The 19,164-nt window shown below is 72.8% G+C and carries 15 protein-coding genes; 8 read left to right on the top strand and 7 right to left on the bottom strand.

Features of this window, described 5'->3' with window-relative positions:
- Nucleotides 1-15 precede the first annotated feature (15 nt).
- Nucleotides 16-1,797, bottom strand: coding sequence for a 3-hydroxyacyl-CoA dehydrogenase family protein (locus ACWCSV_RS25330; protein WP_451145857.1), 1,782 nt, complete (start codon nucleotides 1,795-1,797; stop codon nucleotides 16-18).
- A 374-nt stretch (nucleotides 1,798-2,171) separates the two neighbouring features.
- Between ACWCSV_RS25330 and ACWCSV_RS25325 the strand changes: the two genes are divergently transcribed.
- Nucleotides 2,172-2,840, top strand: coding sequence for a HEAT repeat domain-containing protein (locus tag ACWCSV_RS25325; protein ID WP_451145855.1), 669 nt, complete (start codon nucleotides 2,172-2,174; stop codon nucleotides 2,838-2,840).
- A gap of 189 nt (nucleotides 2,841-3,029) precedes the next feature.
- Here the strand turns inward: ACWCSV_RS25325 and ACWCSV_RS25320 are convergent, their stop codons facing one another.
- Nucleotides 3,030-4,616, bottom strand: coding sequence for an alpha/beta hydrolase (locus ACWCSV_RS25320; protein WP_451145853.1), 1,587 nt, complete (start codon nucleotides 4,614-4,616; stop codon nucleotides 3,030-3,032).
- A gap of 150 nt (nucleotides 4,617-4,766) precedes the next feature.
- On the opposite strand from ACWCSV_RS25320, the gene ACWCSV_RS25315 reads away from it, so the two are divergent.
- A complete protein-coding gene (locus ACWCSV_RS25315) occupies nucleotides 4,767-4,925 on the top strand; it encodes a hypothetical protein (RefSeq protein WP_451145851.1) in 159 nt (52 codons plus the stop codon).
- Nucleotides 4,926-5,036: 111 nt separating this feature from the next.
- Here the strand turns inward: ACWCSV_RS25315 and ACWCSV_RS25310 are convergent, their stop codons facing one another.
- A complete protein-coding gene (locus tag ACWCSV_RS25310; RefSeq protein WP_451145849.1) occupies nucleotides 5,037-6,140 on the bottom strand; it encodes an Rv2578c family radical SAM protein in 1,104 nt (367 codons plus the stop codon).
- 220 nt (nucleotides 6,141-6,360) lie between these two features.
- Between ACWCSV_RS25310 and ACWCSV_RS25305 the strand changes: the two genes are divergently transcribed.
- Complete coding sequence (locus ACWCSV_RS25305; protein WP_451145847.1) at nucleotides 6,361-6,813, top strand: SRPBCC family protein; 453 nt, start codon at nucleotides 6,361-6,363, stop codon at nucleotides 6,811-6,813.
- A 346-nt stretch (nucleotides 6,814-7,159) separates the two neighbouring features.
- A complete protein-coding gene (locus ACWCSV_RS25300; RefSeq protein ID WP_451145845.1) occupies nucleotides 7,160-9,724 on the top strand; it encodes an MFS transporter in 2,565 nt (854 codons plus the stop codon).
- 62 nt (nucleotides 9,725-9,786) lie between these two features.
- On the opposite strand, the gene ACWCSV_RS25295 is transcribed toward ACWCSV_RS25300, so the two are convergent.
- Nucleotides 9,787-10,713 carry a LysR family transcriptional regulator gene (locus tag ACWCSV_RS25295; RefSeq protein WP_451145843.1) on the bottom strand — a complete coding sequence of 309 codons (927 nt, stop codon included), beginning with the start codon at nucleotides 10,711-10,713 and terminating at the stop codon, nucleotides 9,787-9,789.
- A gap of 171 nt (nucleotides 10,714-10,884) precedes the next feature.
- Between ACWCSV_RS25295 and ACWCSV_RS25290 the strand changes: the two genes are divergently transcribed.
- Complete coding sequence (locus ACWCSV_RS25290; protein ID WP_451145841.1) at nucleotides 10,885-11,886, top strand: aldo/keto reductase; 1,002 nt, start codon at nucleotides 10,885-10,887, stop codon at nucleotides 11,884-11,886.
- Nucleotides 11,887-12,311: 425 nt separating this feature from the next.
- Here ACWCSV_RS25290 and ACWCSV_RS25285 read toward each other — a convergent pair whose 3' ends face one another.
- From ACWCSV_RS25285 to ACWCSV_RS25275, 3 genes are all read right to left on the bottom strand, one after another.
- Complete coding sequence (locus ACWCSV_RS25285; protein ID WP_451145839.1) at nucleotides 12,312-13,394, bottom strand: magnesium and cobalt transport protein CorA; 1,083 nt, start codon at nucleotides 13,392-13,394, stop codon at nucleotides 12,312-12,314.
- 118 nt (nucleotides 13,395-13,512) lie between these two features.
- Nucleotides 13,513-13,965 (bottom strand): VOC family protein, encoded by a 453-nt coding sequence (locus ACWCSV_RS25280; RefSeq protein WP_451145837.1) that lies wholly within the window; start codon nucleotides 13,963-13,965, stop codon nucleotides 13,513-13,515.
- A 106-nt stretch (nucleotides 13,966-14,071) separates the two neighbouring features.
- Nucleotides 14,072-15,427, bottom strand: coding sequence for a M64 family metallopeptidase (locus ACWCSV_RS25275; RefSeq protein WP_451145835.1), 1,356 nt, complete (start codon nucleotides 15,425-15,427; stop codon nucleotides 14,072-14,074).
- A gap of 601 nt (nucleotides 15,428-16,028) precedes the next feature.
- On the opposite strand from ACWCSV_RS25275, the gene ACWCSV_RS25270 reads away from it, so the two are divergent.
- The 3 genes from ACWCSV_RS25270 (at nucleotide 16,029) to ACWCSV_RS25260 (ending at nucleotide 19,149) form a co-directional block, all read left to right on the top strand.
- Nucleotides 16,029-16,892 (top strand): metallophosphoesterase family protein, encoded by an 864-nt coding sequence (locus ACWCSV_RS25270; RefSeq protein WP_451145833.1) that lies wholly within the window; start codon nucleotides 16,029-16,031, stop codon nucleotides 16,890-16,892.
- Between the two features lie 90 nt (nucleotides 16,893-16,982).
- On the top strand, nucleotides 16,983-17,816 hold the full coding sequence (locus ACWCSV_RS25265) for a M55 family metallopeptidase (RefSeq protein ID WP_451145831.1): 834 nt from the start codon (nucleotides 16,983-16,985) through the stop codon (nucleotides 17,814-17,816).
- Entirely contained in the window at nucleotides 17,809-19,149 is a 1,341-nt protein-coding gene (locus ACWCSV_RS25260; RefSeq protein ID WP_451145829.1) for a M20/M25/M40 family metallo-hydrolase, read from the top strand. The genes ACWCSV_RS25265 and ACWCSV_RS25260 overlap by 8 nt, the downstream gene beginning before the upstream one ends.
- The last annotated feature ends 15 nt before the right edge of the window (nucleotides 19,150-19,164 follow it).

Here is a 19,164-nt window from a genome sequence, read left to right as displayed (position 1 = left end):
CTCGGAGGCCCGGGATCAGCGCCGCGTGTGCTCGCGGAAGCCGCGCCCGGTCTTGCGGCCCAGGCAGCCCGCCGCGACCAAGTGCTCCAGCAGCGGCGCCGGGGCAAGCCCCGGGTCGCGGAACTCCTGGTGCAGCACCTTCTCGATGGCGAGGGAGACGTCCAGCCCGACCACGTCCAGCAGCTCGAACGGGCCCATCGGATAGCCGCCGCCGAGCTTCATCGCGGCGTCGATGTCGTCCAGCGTCGCGTAGTGCTCCTCGACCATCTTGATCGCGTTGTTGAGGTACGGGAAGAGCAGCGCGTTGACGATGAACCCGGCCCGGTCGCCGCAGTCCACCGGGTGCTTGCGCACCTTCGCGCAGACCTCCCGCACGGTGGCGTGCACGTCGTCGGCGGTCAGCACCGTGCGGACCACCTCGACCAGCTTCATCGCCGGCGCGGGGTTGAAGAAGTGCATCCCCACCACGTCCTGGGGCCGGGACGTGGCCCGCGCGACGGACACGACCGGCAGCGAGGAGGTGGTGGTGGCGAGCACCGCGCCCGGCTTGCAGACCTTGTCCAGGGTCGCGAAGAGCTGCTGCTTGACCAGCAGGTCCTCGGCGACCGCCTCCACGGCGAGATCCACCTCGGCGAACGCGTCCAGCGAACCGGCCGGGGTGATCCGGGCGAGCGTCTCGTCCCGGGCCTCGGAGGTCAGCCGCCCCTTGGCGACCGAGCGCTCCAGGGACTTCGCGATCCGGCCCTTGGCGGTGTCCGCCTTCTCCTGGGACCGGGCGGCCAGCACCACCGTGAACCCGGCCTTCGCGAAGACCTCGGCGATGCCCGACGCCATCGTGCCCGAACCCGCCACCCCGACCCCGGAGACCGGGCGCCCGGAGACGCCTGCCGCGCCCTCGTGCGGCGTGAGCGCGTCCGGGACGACGTCCTGGCTGCCCGGTGCCGCGTACGAGTAGAAACCCCGGCCCGCCTTGCGGCCGGTCAGCCCGGCCTCGCTGAGCTGGCCGAGGACCGGGGCGGGCGCGTGCAGCCGGTCGTGCGAGGCCGCGTACATGGCCTCCAGGACCGTGCGGGCGGTGTCGATACCGATCAGGTCGAGCAGCGCCAGCGGCCCCATCGGGAGCCCGCAGCCGAGCCGCATCGCGGCGTCGATGTCCTCCCGGGAGGCGTAGTTCGCCTCGTACATCGCGGCGGCCTGGTTGAGGTAGCCGAAGAGCAGGCCGTCCGCCACGAATCCTGGGCGGTCGCCGACCGCGACCGGCTCCTTGCCCAGCTCCCGCGCCAGTGCGGTGACCGCCTCCACGGCGGGCGGGGCCGTCAGCACCGAGGAGACCACCTCCACGAGCTTCATCGCCGGTGCCGGGTTGAAGAAGTGGAGCCCGAGCACCCGCTCCGGCCGCAGCGACTCGGCGGCCAGCCGGGTCACCGACAGGGCGTTGGTACCGGTCGCCAGGATCGTGCCCGGCGCGACGACGGCGTCCAGCTCCCGGATCACCTGCTGCTTGATCGCGTACGACTCCGGCACCACCTCGATGACGAGTTCGGCGTCGGCGGCCGCCGACAGGTCGGAGAAGGTACGGAAACGGGCGAGGACATCACCGCGTTCCCGTTCGGTGAGACGCTCCCGGCGCACGGCGCGGGCGGTGGAGGCCTCCAGCGAGGCAACCGCACGGCGGGCCGCCGACTGATCGATGTCGATGCCGATGACCTCGCGGCCCGCGCGGGCCAGGACCTCGGCGATGCCGGTGCCCATGGTGCCGAGGCCGACGACGGCGATGGTGGTGAACGGGGTGTCCATCACGGGACTCCAGGGTGAGTGACGACTGTGAGGGAGCACGGCGCGCACGAGGGGCGAAGGAACGCGCGCGTGCGGAAGGCGTGTTGAGGCGTACGAGGTGTACGGAGCCGGGCTGCGGGACATGCGTCTCGGCCCGGAGAAGGGGACGGACCCTGTCCCGGGTCGCGTCACACACGGAGGTTTTCGCGTCTCGCGAAGACCGCCGAACCGACATGCACTCCGGATGGCTGCGTCACCAGGCCACCGGAGCCTGCGGGGGAGTGCCCCGCTCACATGAGAGTAACCGGCGGGTAATGAGCGCGCCAGCCCGGAACCCTTGTGCCCTGGCTCACAGTTGACCGAATGTGCGAACGTGCGCACCCTCCGCACGGAACGTGTCCGAAGATACGCTGAGCGTCATGAATGAGGAGTCGAGACCGCTCACGGACGCGCCCGCGAATCCGCCCAGCCGGTCGCCGGATCCGCTCACGGACCGGCTGCGGGGTGAAGCGGGCGCGGCGGGGGAGGCGGAGTGCGCGCGGCTCGGCGCCACCGCCGACCGGGAGGAGCTCGCCCGGGTGCTCGTCGAACCCGGCCGCCCCCTCTGGGCCCGGGAGCTCGCCGCCTTCCGGCTCGGGTGCGCCGGGGACCGCCGGGCCTTCGAAGCCCTCGTGCTGCTGCTCAACCACCGCGACCCCGAACGCTGCGCCACCGCCGCACACGCCCTCGCCGAGCTGCGCGACCCACGCACGCCCCGCGCGGCCGCCGCGCTCGCCACCAACTCCCTGCGCTCCGCGTACGCCCTCCACTCCGTGCGCCTGCTGACCGCCCTGCGCGCCCCGGAGTCCGCTCCCGCGCTGATCGCCACCCTGGAGGGGCTGCTCGCGCCCGGAGAACCGCACTGGCGGGTGGCGCTCGCGTGCGTCGAGGGGCTCGGGCGGCTCGGGGACGCCCGGGCCCGGGCCGTCCTGGAGTCGGCGCTGCCGCACCCCAGGCTCTCCGGCGCCGCCGCCCGCGCTCTCGGCCGGCTGCCGGTGGCCGGGGAGCCGACGGCCACACCCTGACCACCCGTAAGCCCGCCCGCGCCGGTCGGCCGAGAGGCGTGCGGCCGGCTGACGGCGCGCGAGCCCGGCAGGATCCGGACGAAAGCCCCTGGCAGGACCACGGGCCCGGGGGAGCGCCGGGGCGTGCCGTGTCGTCATGACGGCCGTCCCGGACCACACCCAGCCCGCCCGGCCGGGCCCGCGCGCCGGTCAGCCCCGGAAGCCGAGCAGCCCGTGCAGGGTTCCGCCGGCGCCCGGAGCGGTCCCGCCGTCCGTCGTGCGCAGCGCCTTTCCGGCGGGCAGCGGCTTCGGGTCCGGGCGGGCCGTGCAGACCGCGTCCGCGTCGCCGGTCCCGGTCGGTACGGCGCCGGTCGCGAGGTACTCCGACAGATAGGTGTCGAGGCAGGTGTTGCCGCTCAGGGTGATGCCGTGGTTCCCGCCGCCCTCCTCCACCACGAGGCGGGAGCCCTTGAGCTTGCGGTGCATGCTCAGGCCCCCCTCGTACGGGGTGGCCGCGTCCTCGGTCGCCTGGAAGAGCAGCACGGGCGGCAACGCGTCGTTGGAGATCCGGACGGGGCTGAGCGGCTCCACCGGCCAGCTCGCGCACGGCGCGTTGTACCAGGTGTTGTTCCAGGTGATGAAGGGAGCGTTCGACGCCACTCCCCGCGCGTCGTTGCGCCAGGTGCTCCAGTCCTCGGGCCAGGCGGCGTCGCGGCACTGGACCGCCGTGTAGACGGAGTAGCCGTTGCTGTCGTCGCCGGTCTCGCCGAACCGTTCCCAGGCGGCGAGCAGCGCCGCCTCGTCCGCGTCGTTCACGTACGACGCGAACGCCTCGGCGAGGTGCGGCCAGTAGCCGTTGTAGTAGCCCCCGGGCAGGAAGGTGTCCTCCAGCTCCCCGGGCCCGACCTTCCCGCCGGCCGGCTTCTCGGTGACCGCCGCCCGCATCCGGTACCAGGCGGCCTCGACCGCGTCGGGGTCCGTGCCGAGGCGGTACGTCGCGTCGTTCTTCGCGACCCAGGCGGTGAAGGCCTTGTGGCGGGCGTCGAACGCGTAGTCCTGGGCGATGTTGTCCGCGTACCAGACGCCCTCGGGGTCCACGACGGAGTCGAGCACGAACCGCCGCACCCGGTCCGGGTGGAGCTGGGCGTAGACCGCGCCGAGGTAGGTGCCGTAGGAGTAGCCGAAGTAGTTGACGCGTCGCGCCCCGAGGGCTTCGCGGATCACGTCCAGGTCATGGGCGGCGCTCACGGTGTCCATGTACGGCAGCAGGTCGCCGTACTTGCTTCCACAGGATGCGGCGAACGAGGCGGCCCGGTCGCGGACGGTCCGCTCGGCGGCGGCGGTCGCGGGGACCGACGCGGGGCGCACCGGCCGGAAGTACCCCGGCACGCAGTCGAGTCTCGGGGTGCTCTTCCCGACACCGCGCGGGTCGAAGCCGATCACGTCGTACTGGGCGGCGACCTTCGCGGGCAGGGCGGTGGCCACGAACCCGGCCAGGTTCAGCCCGCTGCCGCCGGGGCCGCCCGGGTTGACCAGCAGCGGCCCCTGGAAGGTCTTCGCGGTGTGCGGGACGCGGGTCAGCGCGAGCGTGACCTGGCGGCCGTCCGGACGGGCGTGGTCGAGCGGGGCCCGGACCGTGGCGCACTGGAGCGTCGGCCGGGCCTCCGTGGCGCACGAGGTCCACTTCAGGGGTGCGGGCGCGGCGCCGGTGTCGGCTGTCGCCGGAGCGGGCACGCCGGTCACCAGACCGGCGACCACCGCACCAGCGGCGACCAGGATTCTTGCACGGTTCGTCATACGGCCTCCCGGGGCGAGGGATCGCGGCTGCTTCAGGGTGCAGCCTCGGCCGGATGCTCCCCGCGATCGGCGGGGGAGGGACACGGCGCGGCAGGAGTTGACCCGTACGGGCGGCCGGTCGGCGTCACGCCGGGGCCGCCGGGACCTCGGATGGTGTCCGGTCTCGACGCCGGGCCCGCCGCGGTGCGGGACTGGAACCGGGGGCCGGCGGTCTGCTTCCTGCTGGTGGGCGTCGCGTACGTCGCCGCGGCGGTCGCGGCCTGGCGGCTGATCATGCGGTCTGAGCGCCATGAGGCAGCCGCCGTCTGAGGGGGTGCCGCCGTCCGGAACGGCCCTCCACGAGCGCCGGCCGGCGTCACGCCACGCCGAGGGCCCCGTGGGCGCGGCACTGTCCGAACGGAAGGCACCGGACATCCCGCCTCAGAGAAGCGTGAGCTGGGTGGGGCCCGGGGCCGTCCCGGTCGTGCCACCGGCCGGAGGCGCGGGCGGGGTGATCCGCCGGGCGGCGCCCCGGGTGGGCGGGCCGATGCCGAACTCGGCGGCGATCCCGTGCACCTGCCGGGTGATCTGCCGCTGGTACCAGTGCGGGGCGTACGAGCCGCCCGCGTACATCCGCTCGTACCGCGCGACGAGGTGCGGGTGGTGGCGGCCCAGCCACGCCATGAACCACTCCCGGGCGCCCGGCCGCAGATGCAGTACGAGCGGGGTCACCGAGGTGGCGCCCGCCTCGGCGATGGCCCGGACCGTGGCCCGCAGCTGGTCGGGGCTGTCGCCGAGGAACGGGATGACGGGAGCCATGAGGACCGAGCACCCGATGCCCGCCTCCGTCAGGGTACGAACGGCCTGCAGCCGGCGCCGGGGGGCCGGGGTGCCGGGTTCCACCGTGCGCCACAGTTCGCGGTCGACGAACCCCACCGAGACGGAGACCCCGACCTCGGTCACCTCGGCGGCCTGCCGCAGCAGGTCCAGATCGCGCAGGATCAGGGTGCCCTTGGTCAGGATCGAGAAGGGGTTGGCGTGGTCGCGCAGGGCGCCGATGATCCCGGGCATCAGGCGGTACCGGCCCTCCGCGCGCTGGTAGCAGTCGACGTTGGTGCCCATCGCGAGGTGGTCCCCGCGCCAGCGCGGTGAGGCCAGTTCGCGCCGGAGCAGTTCCACCGCGTTGATCTTGACGACGATCTGCGAGTCGAAACCGGCTCCGGTGTCCAGGTCCAGATAGCTGTGCGTCTTGCGGGCGAAGCAGTACACACATGCGTGACCGCACCCCCTGTAGGGGTTGAGCGTCCACTCGAACGGCATCCGGGAGGCCCCGGGCACCCGGTTCACGAGCGTGCGGGCGCGGATCTCGTGGAAGGTCATCCCCCGGAACTCAGGAGTGTCGAAGGTGCGGCTGGTGACCGCGTCGGCGGCGAAGAGGGCGGCGGGACGCGGCCCGTTCGCGGCTGCCCGTCCGGCGTCCTGGCCGGTGGTGTCTCCGGTGTCCGTGGCGTTCGCGGTGTTCTCGGCCAGGTGGTCCCAGCGCATCGGCACCTCCTCGGTGGCTCGAATCCGACAATAGAACATATGTTCCCTTGATCGTGCGGAGCGTCCTTCCGGCGAGTGCCCGGAGGACTCCGGGCCGGCTCGTGGCCGGTGAGGGAGGGCATGGTCTGGCCGGAGGTTCACCGGCCCGATTTTGAGCGGACCCTCCCGGGGTGGTTGGCTCAGTCAGGGTCTTCATCAACCGAATGCTGGAGGAACAGCCATGGCGCAGGTCGAAGCCACGACGGAGCGGACCATCGCGGCGGACGCGGAGACGGTGTTCGACGCGCTGGCCGACTACAAGGAGGTGCGGGGCAAGGTGCTGCCCGGGCACTTCAGCGAGTACGAGGTCCGCGAAGGCGGCGACGGTGAAGGCACCCTCGTCCACTGGAAGCTCCAGGCCACCAGCAAGCGGGTGCGCGACTGCCTCCTGGAGGTGACCGAGCCGACCGACGGTCAGCTGATCGAGAAGGACCGCAACTCCTCGATGGTCACCACCTGGATCGTCACCCCCGCCGGGGAAGGCCGCTCCAAGGCCGTCGTCTCCACCGTCTGGAACGGCGCCGGCGGCATCGGAGGGTTCTTCGAGCGGACCTTCGCCCCCAAGGGGCTCGCCCGCATCTACGACGAGCTGCTCCAGAACCTCGCCACCGAGGTCGAGAAGACCGCGAAGTAGCACCCGTCGCCGGACGGTGGGCCCGCCCGCCACCGTCCGCGCGCCGGTCTCCGGTTCCCGGCCCGCGTTCCCCGTGTGCCGGGCCCGGTCCCCGTGCGCCGGTCCCCGTACGCCGCTCGCCGCCGTCCGTGCGCCGGGCCCGTTCCCCGTAGGCCACCCGCCACTCGGCGCGTCGGCCGCCTCACCGGAACGAGTGGTTTTCCAAGGCAACCTGTTGTGCGCCCCGCCCCGCTCTCACCGGCGGATACGCCTCCGTGCACGCCGTACACGCCCCTCGAAGTCGTTTGCCCCGCCTTCCCGCCTGATGCGAGAAATGTGCGGCGCAGTGCGACGAGGGGAGCGTTCCGTGGTGGGTGGCAGCACGCTGGTCGAAGGCGGGCCGGACGGGTCGGGGGACCGGGAGGACCAGGCAGGGCGTCCGCCCGCGGTCCCGCCGGACGACACCCCGACCGAGGAGTTGCCCGTACAGGCCGGGCCACCCGGACGCGGGACCCCCGGGCCACCGGATGCGCCCGCATCGGCGGCGGCCGAGGGCGAGGTGAATGCCCGTCAGGTCCGTACGGTCTTCCTCGGGCTGATGCTCACCCTGCTGCTCGCCGCTCTCGACCAGATGATCGTCGCCACCGCGCTGCCGAAGATCGTCGGCGAACTGCACGGGCTCGACAAGATGTCCTGGGCGGTCACCGCCTATCTGCTGGCGTCCACGATCGTGCTGCCGCTCTACGGCAAGCTCGGCGACCTCTTCGGCCGCAAAGGCGTCTTCCAGTTCGCGATCATCGTGTTCGTCGTCGGCTCCGCCCTCGCCGGCTGGTCGCGCACCATGGACCAGCTGATCGCCTTCCGCGCCCTCCAGGGCATCGGCGGCGGCGGACTGATGATCGGTGTGCAGGCGATCATCGCGGACATCGTGCCGCCCCGGCAGCGGGGCCGGTACATGGGGCTCATCGGCGCGGTCTTCGGGCTGGCGTCCGTGGCGGGGCCGCTCCTCGGCGGGTTCTTCACCGACCACGTCACCTGGCGCTGGTGCTTCTACATCAACGTGCCGTTCGGACTGGCCACCCTCGCCGTCATCGCCGTCGTGCTCAAGCTGCCCCGGCCCAAGGTCCGCCCGAAACTCGACGTGCTGGGCGCCGCGCTGCTCGCCGTCGCCTCCACCTGCCTGGTACTGCTGACCAGCTGGGGCGGCACCGAGTACGCCTGGGGATCGCGGACCATCGTGCTGCTGGCCATCGGAGCGGTCGTCACCGCGGTGCTCTTCGTCGCCGTCGAGGCCCGCGCAGCAGAACCGATCATTCCGTTGCGGCTCTTCAGCGACTCCGTCTTCAACGTCAGCGGACTGGTCGGCGCCGTCATCGGCGTGGCGCTGTTCGGCGCGGCGAGCTACCTGCCGACCTACCTCCAGATGGTCGACGGCGTCAGCGCCACCGAATCGGGGCTGCTCATGCTCCCGATGATGGGCGGCATCGTGGGCGCCTCCGTCGTCTCCGGGCAGATGATCTCCCGCTCGGGCCGCTACCGGGCCCACCCGATCGCCGGCAGCGCCCTCTCGGCGGTCGGCATGTGGCTGCTCTCCCGGCTCGAACTCGGCACCTCCCGGCTGGAGTACAGCCTCGCCCAGGCCGTGCTCGGCATCGGGATCGGGCTCGTCATGCCGGTGCTGGTGCTCGCGGTGCAGAACTCCGTACGCCCCACCGACCTCGGCACCGCCACCAGCGCCAACAACTACTTCCGGCAGATCGGCGGCAGCGTCGGAGCGGCGATCTTCGGGACGCTCTTCGCCGGACGCCTCGCGGATGCCCTGGCGGTCCGTCTGCCCTCCGGCGCCGGACTGCCCGACGCGAAGTCCGTCACCCCGCAGCTGATCCGCACGCTGGACCCGGCACTGCGCGACGCGTACATCCAGGCGTACGTGGACGCGATGCCGCGGATCTTCCTCTACCTGGTGCCGGTCCTGCTGACCGGTCTCGTCCTCGCCTTCTTCCTCAAGGAGAAACCGCTGGTGTCCCACCACAGCCCCGAAGCCGCCGCCGAGCCCGCCGCGATCCCCACCGCCCGCACCGTCCCCGACGCCGGTGCCGCTCCGGCCGCCGTCCCCGTATCCGCCGTGCCCGTTCCCGTTCCCGCGACCGCTCCCGTCGTGGTCGCCCACGTCGCCGGGGTGCCGGTGCGCGGCCGCGTCCAGCACCAGGACGGGAGCACGGTGCCCCGGGCCGCGCTCACCCTCATCGACGTGCAGGGACACCAGGTGGGCCGGGGCACCGGCGACGGCGACGGGCGGTACGCGCTGAGCGTGCCCGGCTCCGGCAGTTACGTCCTGATCGCCGCGGCCGGAGGGCACCAGCCGCAGGCCGTCAGCGTCACCGTCGGCGAGCGGCCGGTCTCCCTCGACATCGTGCTCGGCGGCGCCGGACGCCTCACCGGCCGGGTTCTCACCCCGGACGGCGCCCCCGTCCGCGAGGCTGCCGTCACCCTCACCGACGTACGCGGCGAGGTCGTCGCCTCCACCCGGACCGGCCACGAGGGCGGCTACACCATCGCGGAACTGGTGGCGGGCGAGTACACCCTCGCCGCCAGCGCCGCCGCCTTCCGGCCCGCCGCACTGCCGGTGAGCGTGCAGGCCGCCCGCGAGACCCGCCAGGACATCGAACTGGCCGGCGGCGCGGTGCTGCGTGGCGTCGTACGCGCCCCCGGCGGGCGACTGGTCGAGGACGCCCGGGTCACCCTCCTCGACGCCGCCGGCAATGTGGTCGCCACGCTCACCACCGGCCCGGACGGCGCGTTCCGCTTCGTGGACCTCTCCTCCGGCGAGTACACCGTGATCGCGGCCGGCTACCCGCCGGTGGCCACCGTCCTCCAGGTCGCGGGCGGCGGACGCACCGAGCGCGACCTCCAGCTCGGCCACGAGGACTGAGGGCCCGCCGGACGGGGCGGTCGCCCCGCCCCGGGCGGCTGCCCGGCGGACGGGGCGACCGGCTACTCCTCGCCCCGCTGCCGCGCCGACGTCACCAGCGACACCAACGCCCGCGCCCCCGGGCTCGTCGCACGCTGCGGCGGGAGGACCACCACGCTCTCGTACCGCACCGGCCGCGTCCCGGCCCCGGGGCCGGACGCCTCCGGCGCCACCAGGTCCAGGGCGACCAGCCGGGCCGCCTCCGGTTTGCGCGCGAAGTGGCGCGGGACGACCGCGATGCCCAGCCCCTCCTGGACCAGTTCCAGCAGGCTGTGTACGTCGTTCACCTCCAGGGCCACCGTCCGGCGCACCCCTGCCGAGGCGAAGGCCGCGTCGGCGGCCCGCCGGGGGCCCCAGTCCGGGTGGAAGTCGATGAACGACTCCTCGGGCAGCGCACCCCACTCGACCCCGGGCAGCCCGGCGAACCGGTGCCCGGCGGCGCACAGCACCACCATCTCCTCGGTCGCCAGTGGAATCAGCTCCCCGCGCCACTCCACCGGGCTCACCGTCGCCGCGAACGCCAGGTCCAGGCGACCGTCCGCCACCCCGTCCAGCAGGCTCATCGTGCCCTCCTGGCGGAGCCGGATCTCCATGTGCGGATGCTCCCGGTGGAACGCCGCCAGCAGCCGTGCCGGGCTGACCCCCGCCACGCACTGCTCGACCCCCACCGTCAGCGTGCCCCGCAGCAGCCCCCGTACGGCGTCCACCGCGTCCCGGGCCGCGCGGGCCCCGGCGAGCGTCCGTACCGCCTCCACCAGCAGCGCCCGCCCCGCCTCCGTGAGCCGTACCGACCGGGTCGTCCTGCTGAACAGCGGTGTCCGCAGCTCCTGCTCCAGCGCCCGTACGGACGCCGACAGACCCGACTGGGAGACGGCGAGCCGCTCGGCGGCCCGGGTGAAGTGCTGCTCCTCCGCGACGGTGACGAAGTGCTCCAGCTGACGCAGTTCCATGATTGATCACTGTAGGTGATGAATCCCAGAGGTACTTTCCGTTGGACTGCTGGATCTTTCTCCGTCAGCCTGGGGGCGGACCTCCTGCGCGGACACCCGCCGCGCAGCGAGCCCCCTGGCACCCCGGACCGGAGTGCCTCGTCCGAGAACCGACCTCGCGGAGCCTTTCGTATGTACCTTCCGTCCGCCGACCGCTACTCCGCCATGCCCTACCGGCGCACCGGACGCAGCGGCCTGCTGCTGCCCGCGCTCTCCCTCGGCCTGTGGCACAACTTCGGTGGCGACCGGACGCCGGACACCCAGGCCGCCATCCTGCGCCGGGCGTTCGACCTCGGTGTCACCCACTTCGACCTGGCGAACAACTACGGCCCGCCGCCCGGCTCCGCCGAGACCGCCCTCGGCCGCTCGCTGGCCACGGACTTCGTGGGGCTCCGCGACGAACTGGTCATCTCCACCAAGGCCGGCTACCTGATGGGCCCGGGGCCGTACGGGGAGTGGGGCTCCCGCAAGTACCTGCTCTCCTCGCTCGACCAGAGCCTCGGGCGCCTCGGCCTGGAGTACGTCGACATCTTCTACTCCCACCGGCCCGACCCGGACACCCCGATGGAGGAGACGATGGGGGCGCTCGACACCGCGGTCCGCTCCGGCCGGGCGCTCTACGCCGGCATCTCCAACTACTCGCCGGAGCAGACCCGCGAGGCCGCGGCCATCCTCAAGGACCTGGGCACCCCGCTCCTCATCCACCAGCCGCGCTACTCGATGCTGGACCGCTGGGTGGAGGACGGCCTCCTGGACACGCTGGACGAGGTCGGCGCCGGTTCCATCGCGTACTCGCCGCTCGCCCAGGGCATGCTGTCCGACCGCTACCTCGACGGCATCCCGGAGGGCTCCCGGGCGGCGGGCTCCAGTCCGTTCCTGACCCCGGACGCCGTCACCCCCGCACTGGTCGAGAAGCTGCGTGCCCTCGACGCGGTGGCCAAGGAGCGGGGACAGTCACTGGCCCAGCTGGCGCTCTCCTGGGTGCTGCGCGGTGGGCGCGTCACCTCGGCGCTGGTGGGAGCCAGCAGCGTCGCCCAGCTGGAGAACAGCGTGGAGGCCAGCCGCAACCTGGACTTCGACACGGACGAGCTCGCCCTCATCGAGTCCATCCTCACGGGCGCCGACGCCGCTTGAGCCGTGTCGGACGGACCAGAACCCTGAAGGTCTGACGGTCGAGCCCGGCTTTCCCCGCTTCGTAGCGATACGCCTGTACCGGCGATCCGGGGTGGGCCGGGCTTGTCCGTACGGAAGGCCCGAGGTTCTCAGTGCGCCTCCCGGTGCCGCGCGGGGCGGAGTGCGGGTTCGGCCTCCATCAGGGCCTCGCGCAGTCGACGGGCTCCCCGGGCGGTGCGCTCGTCGGCCTCCCGCACCAGCTCCTCGCAGAGTCGTACCGCCTCGGCGAACCTCTCAGGCCGCCGCCCGGTCGTGCCAGTCGTCGCTCCGCCCGAGTGCGCCGAGGGCCAGCACGGCCGCACGCCGCAGGTCGCTGCACACCTGTCCGCTCACCTCTTCCACATCGTCGGCAGGAACGACGCCGGGACCGCCACTCGTACCTCCGGTCAGAGCCAGCCGTTGCGCCGGAAGCCACGGTGGATCACGAAGCACGCCAGGGCCATCAGCCCCAGTGCGAACGGGTACCCGTAGGTCCACCGGAGCTCCGGCATGTGCGAGAAGTTCATGCCGTACATTCCGCACACCATCGTCGGTACGGCGACTATCGCGGCCCACGCCGTGATCTTGCGCATGTCCTCGTTCTGCCCGACCGTCACCTGGGCGAGATGAGCCTGGAGCACCGAGTCGAGCAGCGAGTCGAAGGACGCCATCTGCTCGTTCAGACGGGTCAGCCGGCCCGCGACATCGCGGAAGTACGGCTGTATCTCCGGCGGTACGGTCGGCATGGGACGGGTCGCGAGCGCCTGCAGCGGGCGGTCGAGCGGGGCGACCGCCCGCTTGAACTCCAGAAGTTCGCGCTTCAGTTGGTAGATCCGGCCCGCCTCGCCGCGTCCGGCGTCCACGCTGAACACGGCGGTCTCCACCGCGTCGATGTCGTGCTGCACGGAGTCGGCGACATCCAGGTACGCGTCGACCACCTGGTCCGCCACGGCGTGCAGCACGGCGGCCGGCCCCTGCCGCAGCCGGTCCCGGTCGGCCTCCAGGGTCTCGCGCAGCGGGCCGAGGGAACCGTGGCTGCCGTGCCGCACCGTGATCACGAAGTCGTCCCCGGTGAAGACCATCAGCTCACCGGTGTCCACCACGTCGCTGGTGGCGGTGAACTGCTCGTGGTCGACGTAACCGCACGTCCGGAAGACCGCGAACAGCCCCTTTTCGTACGGCTCCGCCTTGGGGTGCTGGTGCCCGCGCAGCGCGCTCTCCACCGCCACCGGGTGCAGGTCGAACAGCGCCGCCACACGCGCGAGTTCCTCCGCTCCCGGCTCGTGCAGGCCGAGCCAGACGAAGCCGCGCCCGGACCGGCGGACCCGGCGCAGAGCCTCCTCCGGTGAACCGGTCAGCGGCTGCCGGACGCCGTCCTCGTACGAGACGCAGTTCACGACCGAGCTGCCGAGCGGGGAGCGGGCCGGGTGGCTCAGGTCGACCTTGCGGCGGATCGCACGGCTCATCGCCCGACGGATGGAACGGATCATCGGCACAGCGGCCCCCTCGGCATGGAATACGCGCGGTCAGTTTGCCACTCGACCGATGCGTTCTCCCAGGCCGGTCGGGGTCCGGGGTGCGGAGGGAGCGCGGGAACGGCCGTGCGGACTACGCTGCGCAGAACTCGTTGCCCTCGGGGTCCCGCATGATCCACCAGTGTCCGGCCGGTCCCTGGTCGACCTCGCGGACCGGAGTGGCGCCGAGGCGCCCGAGGCGTTCGACCAGCTGATCGAGGCCGCCGGGCTCGCTGTGGATGTCGACGTGCAGACGGTTCTTGCCGGACTTCTCCTCGGGAACGTCCTGGAAGAGCAGCCGCCGCCCGGCGCCCACGCCGCTGGTCTCGTCGAACGGGTCGTCGGGGTGGCGGATCGCCGCGTAGCCGCGGAAGGTCTTGCGGCCGTCGTGCTCGGTGACGGCGTCCTCCCCGAGCTGTCCGGCGGCCAGTAGCCGTTCGACGAGCGGGCTCGGGTCCTCCACCTCGTAGCCCAGCGCGGCGGCCCAGAAATCGGCGAGAGCCGGCGCGTCCCTGCTGTCGATGACGAGCTTCCAGTGCAGTGCCATGACTCCACTCTCCCGCATCCTCGGGGGCGGCGCCGCCCGCGAGAGCCCCGGCGGACCGTGCTGCGGGCGGTGCCGCCCCTGTGCGGGGAGCGGCACCGCCCACCCGTCAGGGGGCCACCGACCAGCTCAGCGTGTCGGTCGCGGCGGTCTTGGCCGCCGGGTCGCGCAGCGCGGCCGTGGAGTCCGTGACGCGCGCCTGGAGGGTGTGCGCCCGCCCGTCCGCCGTGACACCGAGCTGCTGCGGAACCACGCTCGTCAGGCCGTGAGCCTGGGTGGCCTCGGTGCCGTCGACGTACCACCGCAGGTCGAGCTGGGAGAGGCCCGCCGTCAGGGAAGCGACGGTCACGGTGACCGTCTGGCCGCGGCTCACCGTGGTGGCGGTGGTGGCCGTGGTGAGCGAGGAGGCGTACCGGTAGAAGCCGTTGATCATGGCCTCCCGGCCCGGCAGATTGAACTGGGTGGTGGAGAGCGACCGCATCAGGGAGTCGGCGGTCGGCCGGTAGACGCCCTGCGGATAGTACGAACTGCCCGTGTACGTACCGACGGTGCCGCCCGACGGGTCCGTCTCGCCGAGCCAGCGGTACCACTTGGCCTGGGCCGACATCAGCTGCGCGGCGGTGCGGACGGTGGAGTTGGGCTCGACGGGCTCCGCTCCGGTGTACGTGCCGTAGGTGTCGTACGTGTACTCGTCGGCGAGCAGGCCGATGGAGTGGCCTATCTCGTGCGCGGCGATCAGGCTGGACTGGCTGTTGTCGGACGAGAGGGTGGAGACCCCGGCGAAGCCGTACGAGGAGCCGAGCCCCGAGTAGCCCGCGCCGCCGTACTTCGCCGAGTTGGAGACCACGACGACGAGATCGGCCGCGGGGGCCTTGGCGGCGTACGTCCTGACCTTGGCGAGGTCCGCGCAGATGAGCCGCTCGGTGCCGGAGCACCAGAAGTACGAGCCGAGCGCGGTGTCCTTCACGACGTCCGCCGAGGGGTCGCCGGAGATGCCTGATTCGGCCGAAACGGCCCCGACCGCCCATACGTTGAACAGGCCCGCGTAGCTCCGGTAGGGCTCGATGGCGGCGACGTCCGCCCACCGGGCGCGGGCGTCGGCGAGGAAGTCGGCCTGCTGGGAGGCGGTGTAGCCGTCGCCGATGATCGCCACGTCCATGCGGGCGGAGCTCGGACCGGTCTGGGACAGGACGGTGACCGCCCCGTCAGCGGCCGTCGCGGTGTCGGTGGAGCGCCCCGCCGAGGAGGCGGCCGGAGCCGCCGCCGCGTACGGCGACACCGCGGGCACCTGGACCCGGTGGCCCTCGCCCGCCGGGTCGGGGAAGTACTCGGCCTGGACGGTGGGACCGTGCAGCGGGGCGGAGCCGGAGACGTCGCCCGCCGCGGCCGTACCGGTGGTGGTGGACAGTGCGGCGGCGAGGACGAGTCCGGCGGCGATCGCGGTTCCGCGCATGCGTGGGCGCACGGGATCTCCTTCATGGGCGGGCCCGCGTTCCGGCGACGGGGCGGCGGCGCGGGCGCTGGTGGGGGGAGGCGCCGTGCGGGGGTGGGGGTGGGAGGCGCCATGCGGTGCGGTGCGGGGGTGTCGTAGCGCGCGAATCGGTACGTAAGCCAGTGGGTAAATGTGATTAACGGTGCGATGAAGCTAGGGCCTGCGGGGGGCTCTGGCAAGACCAGGGGCGGAAGTTGACGATGTGTCTGGAGTTGCGCGGGTGATCGCCCGGCCGCCGGGTCGCCCCGCACGTGCTCGTCGGGTGCTCGCCCGGCCGCCCCGCACGTCCCCGAAGGCCGGACGCCGAGCCGCCCCGCGTAGGCCGGCCGCCGGGTCGTCCCGCGTAGGCCGGCCGCCGGGTCCCCCCGCACGTCCGCGTCGCCCTCGCGGCGTTCGAACCCCGCGACACGCCAGACAGGGGTTACGTCCGGCGGCCGGACGTGCCAGCCTTCGATGGCGGCACGCCCCCGCGACTCCGGCCTGATCCGAACGGGAGGCCCCGGGGACCCGGCCACCGGTGGATGGCACCGGCACGCACCGCCTCCGCACCCGGAGGCCGACGAGAGGAAGCGACTTGCCGCAGATTCCGGGCAATCTCCTGGCCATCAGCGACCTTCACGTGGTCCACGAGGAGAACCGCCGGATCGTCGCCGGTCTCCGGCCGGAGACGGAGGAGGACTGGCTCCTGGTCGCCGGGGACGTCGGCGAGATGTCCGAGGACATCGCCTGGGCCCTCGGCGTCCTCGCCTCGAACTTCGCCAAAGTCGTCTGGGTACCCGGCAACCACGAGCTGTGGACGCCCCCGAAGGACCCCCTGCGGCTGCGCGGGGTCGAGCGCTACGACCACCTCGTGGAACTCTGCCGGAGCCTCGGGATCGTCACGCCGGAGGACCCCTACCCGGTCTGGCAGGGGCCGCGGGGACCCGTGACCGTCGCCCCGCTCTTCCTGCTGTACGACTACACCTTCCGCACCCACCCCGGGCTCAGCCGAGAGGAGGCGCTGGCCGCCGCCCACGAAGCGGGCGTGGTGTGCACCGACGAGTACCTGCTCCACCCGGACCCGTACGAGAGCCGCCACGCCTGGTGCGAGGCGCGGGTGCGCCTGACCGAGGAGCGGCTCGGCGCGCTCGACCCGGACATGCCGCTCGTCCTGGTCAACCACTATCCGCTCGTCCGCACCCCCATGGACGTCCTGCGCTACCCCGAGTTCGCCCTGTGGTGCGGCACCGAACGGACCGCCGACTGGCACCGCCGCTTCCCCGTCGCCGCGATGGTCTACGGGCACCTCCACATCCCCCGGTCCACCGTGTACGACGGGGTCCCCTTCGAGGAGGTCTCCGTCGGCTACCCGCGCGAGTGGAAGCGCCCCGGACACCCCCGCACCGTGCCGCCCCGGCGCATCCGCCCGGTCGTCCCGGCGGTGCGGGGAGGACGGTGACGCGGGGAGGACCGTGACGCGCCCGGCGCCACGTGATGCTCCCCTCAATGCCGTGGTCGGCGCGGACCGGGGCGCGTACCGTATGGCCGCATGAAGATCCTCATCAGCGCCGACATGGAGGGCGCCACCGGTGTGACCTGGCCCGGTGACGTCCTGCCAGGGGCTCCCCAGTGGGAGCGCTGCCGCCCCCTGTTCACCTCGGACGTGAACGCGGCGGCCCTCGGTTTCTTCGACGGGGGAGCCGACGAGGTCCTCATCAACGAAGCCCACTGGAGCATGCGCAACCTGCTCCTGGAACAGCTCGACGACCGCGTCCAGATGATCACCGGACGGCACAAGACCCTCTCCATGGTCGAGGGAATCCAGCACGGGGACGTCGACGCCGTCGCCTTCGTCGGCTACCACACCGGCGCCGGCACCGAGGGCGTCCTCGCCCACACCTACCTGGCCAACTCGATCACCGGCGTCTGGCTGAACGGCGCACGCGCGAGTGAGGGACTGCTCAACGCGCACGTCGCCGCCGAGTACGGCGTCCCGGTCGTGCTGGTCACCGGCGACGACCTGACCTGCGTGGACGCGCAGGGGTACGCCCCCGACGCCCGCAAGGTCGCCGTCAAGGACTACGTCTCCCGGTACGCGGCGGTCTGCCGCACCCCCGCCCGAACCGCCGCCGACATCCGCGCGGCGGCGGCCGAGGCCGCGCCGCTCGCCGTCCGGTACGACCCCGTGACCGGGGGAACCTACGCCGTGGAGCTGGAGTTCGACGCCGAGCACCTGGCTTCCGCCGCCACCGTCGTCCCCGGCGTGGCCCAGACCGGCGAACGGCGCGTCGCGTACACCAGCGCGACGATGTACGAGGGGATCCGCACGTTCAAGGCGGTCACGACGATCGTGTCGGCCGCAGTGGAGGAACAGTATGGCTGAGTCGCCCGCCCCCGATTCCGTGGACCAGCAGGCCCTCGACGAATCGGTGACGTTCACCTCGGAGCTCATCCGGATCGACACCACCAACAGCGGTGACGGCACCTGCCAGGAACGCCCGGCCGCCGAGTACGTCGCCGAACGCCTCGCGGACATCGGCCTGGAACCGGTCCTGCTGGAGCGCACCCCGGGCCGGACCAACGTGGTGGCGCGCATCGAGGGCACCGACCCCTCGGCCGACGCCCTCCTCGTCCACGGCCACCTCGACGTCGTCCCCGCCGAGGCGGCCGACTGGACCGTGCACCCCTTCTCCGGCGAGGTGCGCGACGGTGTCGTCTGGGGCCGCGGCGCCGTCGACATGAAGAACATGGACGCGATGGTGCTCGCCGTCGTCCGGGGCTGGGCCCGCGCGGGCGTCCGCCCCCGCCGCGACATCGTCATCGCCTACACCGCCGACGAGGAGGCCAGCGCCGCCGACGGCTCGGGCTTCCTCGCCGACCGGCACGCCGGCCTCTTCGAAGGCTGCACCGAGGGCATCAGCGAGTCCGGCGCCTTCACCTTCCACGCCGGCGACGGCCTTTCGCTCTACCCGATCGCCGCGGGCGAGCGCGGTACGGGCTGGCTGAAGCTCACCGCCCACGGCAGGGCGGGCCACGGCTCCAAGGTCAACCGCGACAACGCGGTGACCCGGCTGGCCGCCGCCGTCACCAGGATCGGCGAGTACGCCTGGCCCGTCCGCCTCACCCCGACCGTGCGCGCCGGGCTCACCGAGATCGCCGCGCTGCACGGCCTCACCGTCGACCTCGACGCCCCCGGCTTCGACGTCGACGAACTCCTCGGCAAGCTGGGCCCGGCCGCCGCCCTGATCGCGCCGACCGTCCGCAACAGCAGCAACCCGACCCAGCTGGACGCCGGATACAAGGTCAACGTCATCCCCGGCCACGCCACCGCCGTCATCGACGGACGCGTGGTCCCGGGCGGCGAGGACGAGTTCCACAGCACCATGGACCTGCTCACCGGACCGGGCGTCGACTGGGAGTTCATCCACCGCGAGGTGCCGCTCACCGCACCCGTGGACTCCCCGACCTTCGCCAAGCTGCGCGCCGCCGTCGAACTCTTCGACCCCGGCGCGCACGCCGTCCCGTACTCCATGTCGGGCGGCTCGGACGCCAAGCAGTTCTCCCGCCTCGGCATCACCGGCTACGGCTTCTCACCGCTCAAGCTGCCGGCCGGCTTCGACTACCAGGCGCTCTTCCACGGTGTCGACGAACGCGTTCCCGTGGACGCCCTGCACTACGGGGTCCGCGTCCTCGACCACTACCTGCGCAGCGCCTGACCACGACGGGGGAAT

The sequence above is a fragment of the Streptomyces sp. NPDC001770 genome, from assembly GCF_053596135.1.
This window is presented reverse-complemented; position numbering and strand designations above follow the sequence as displayed.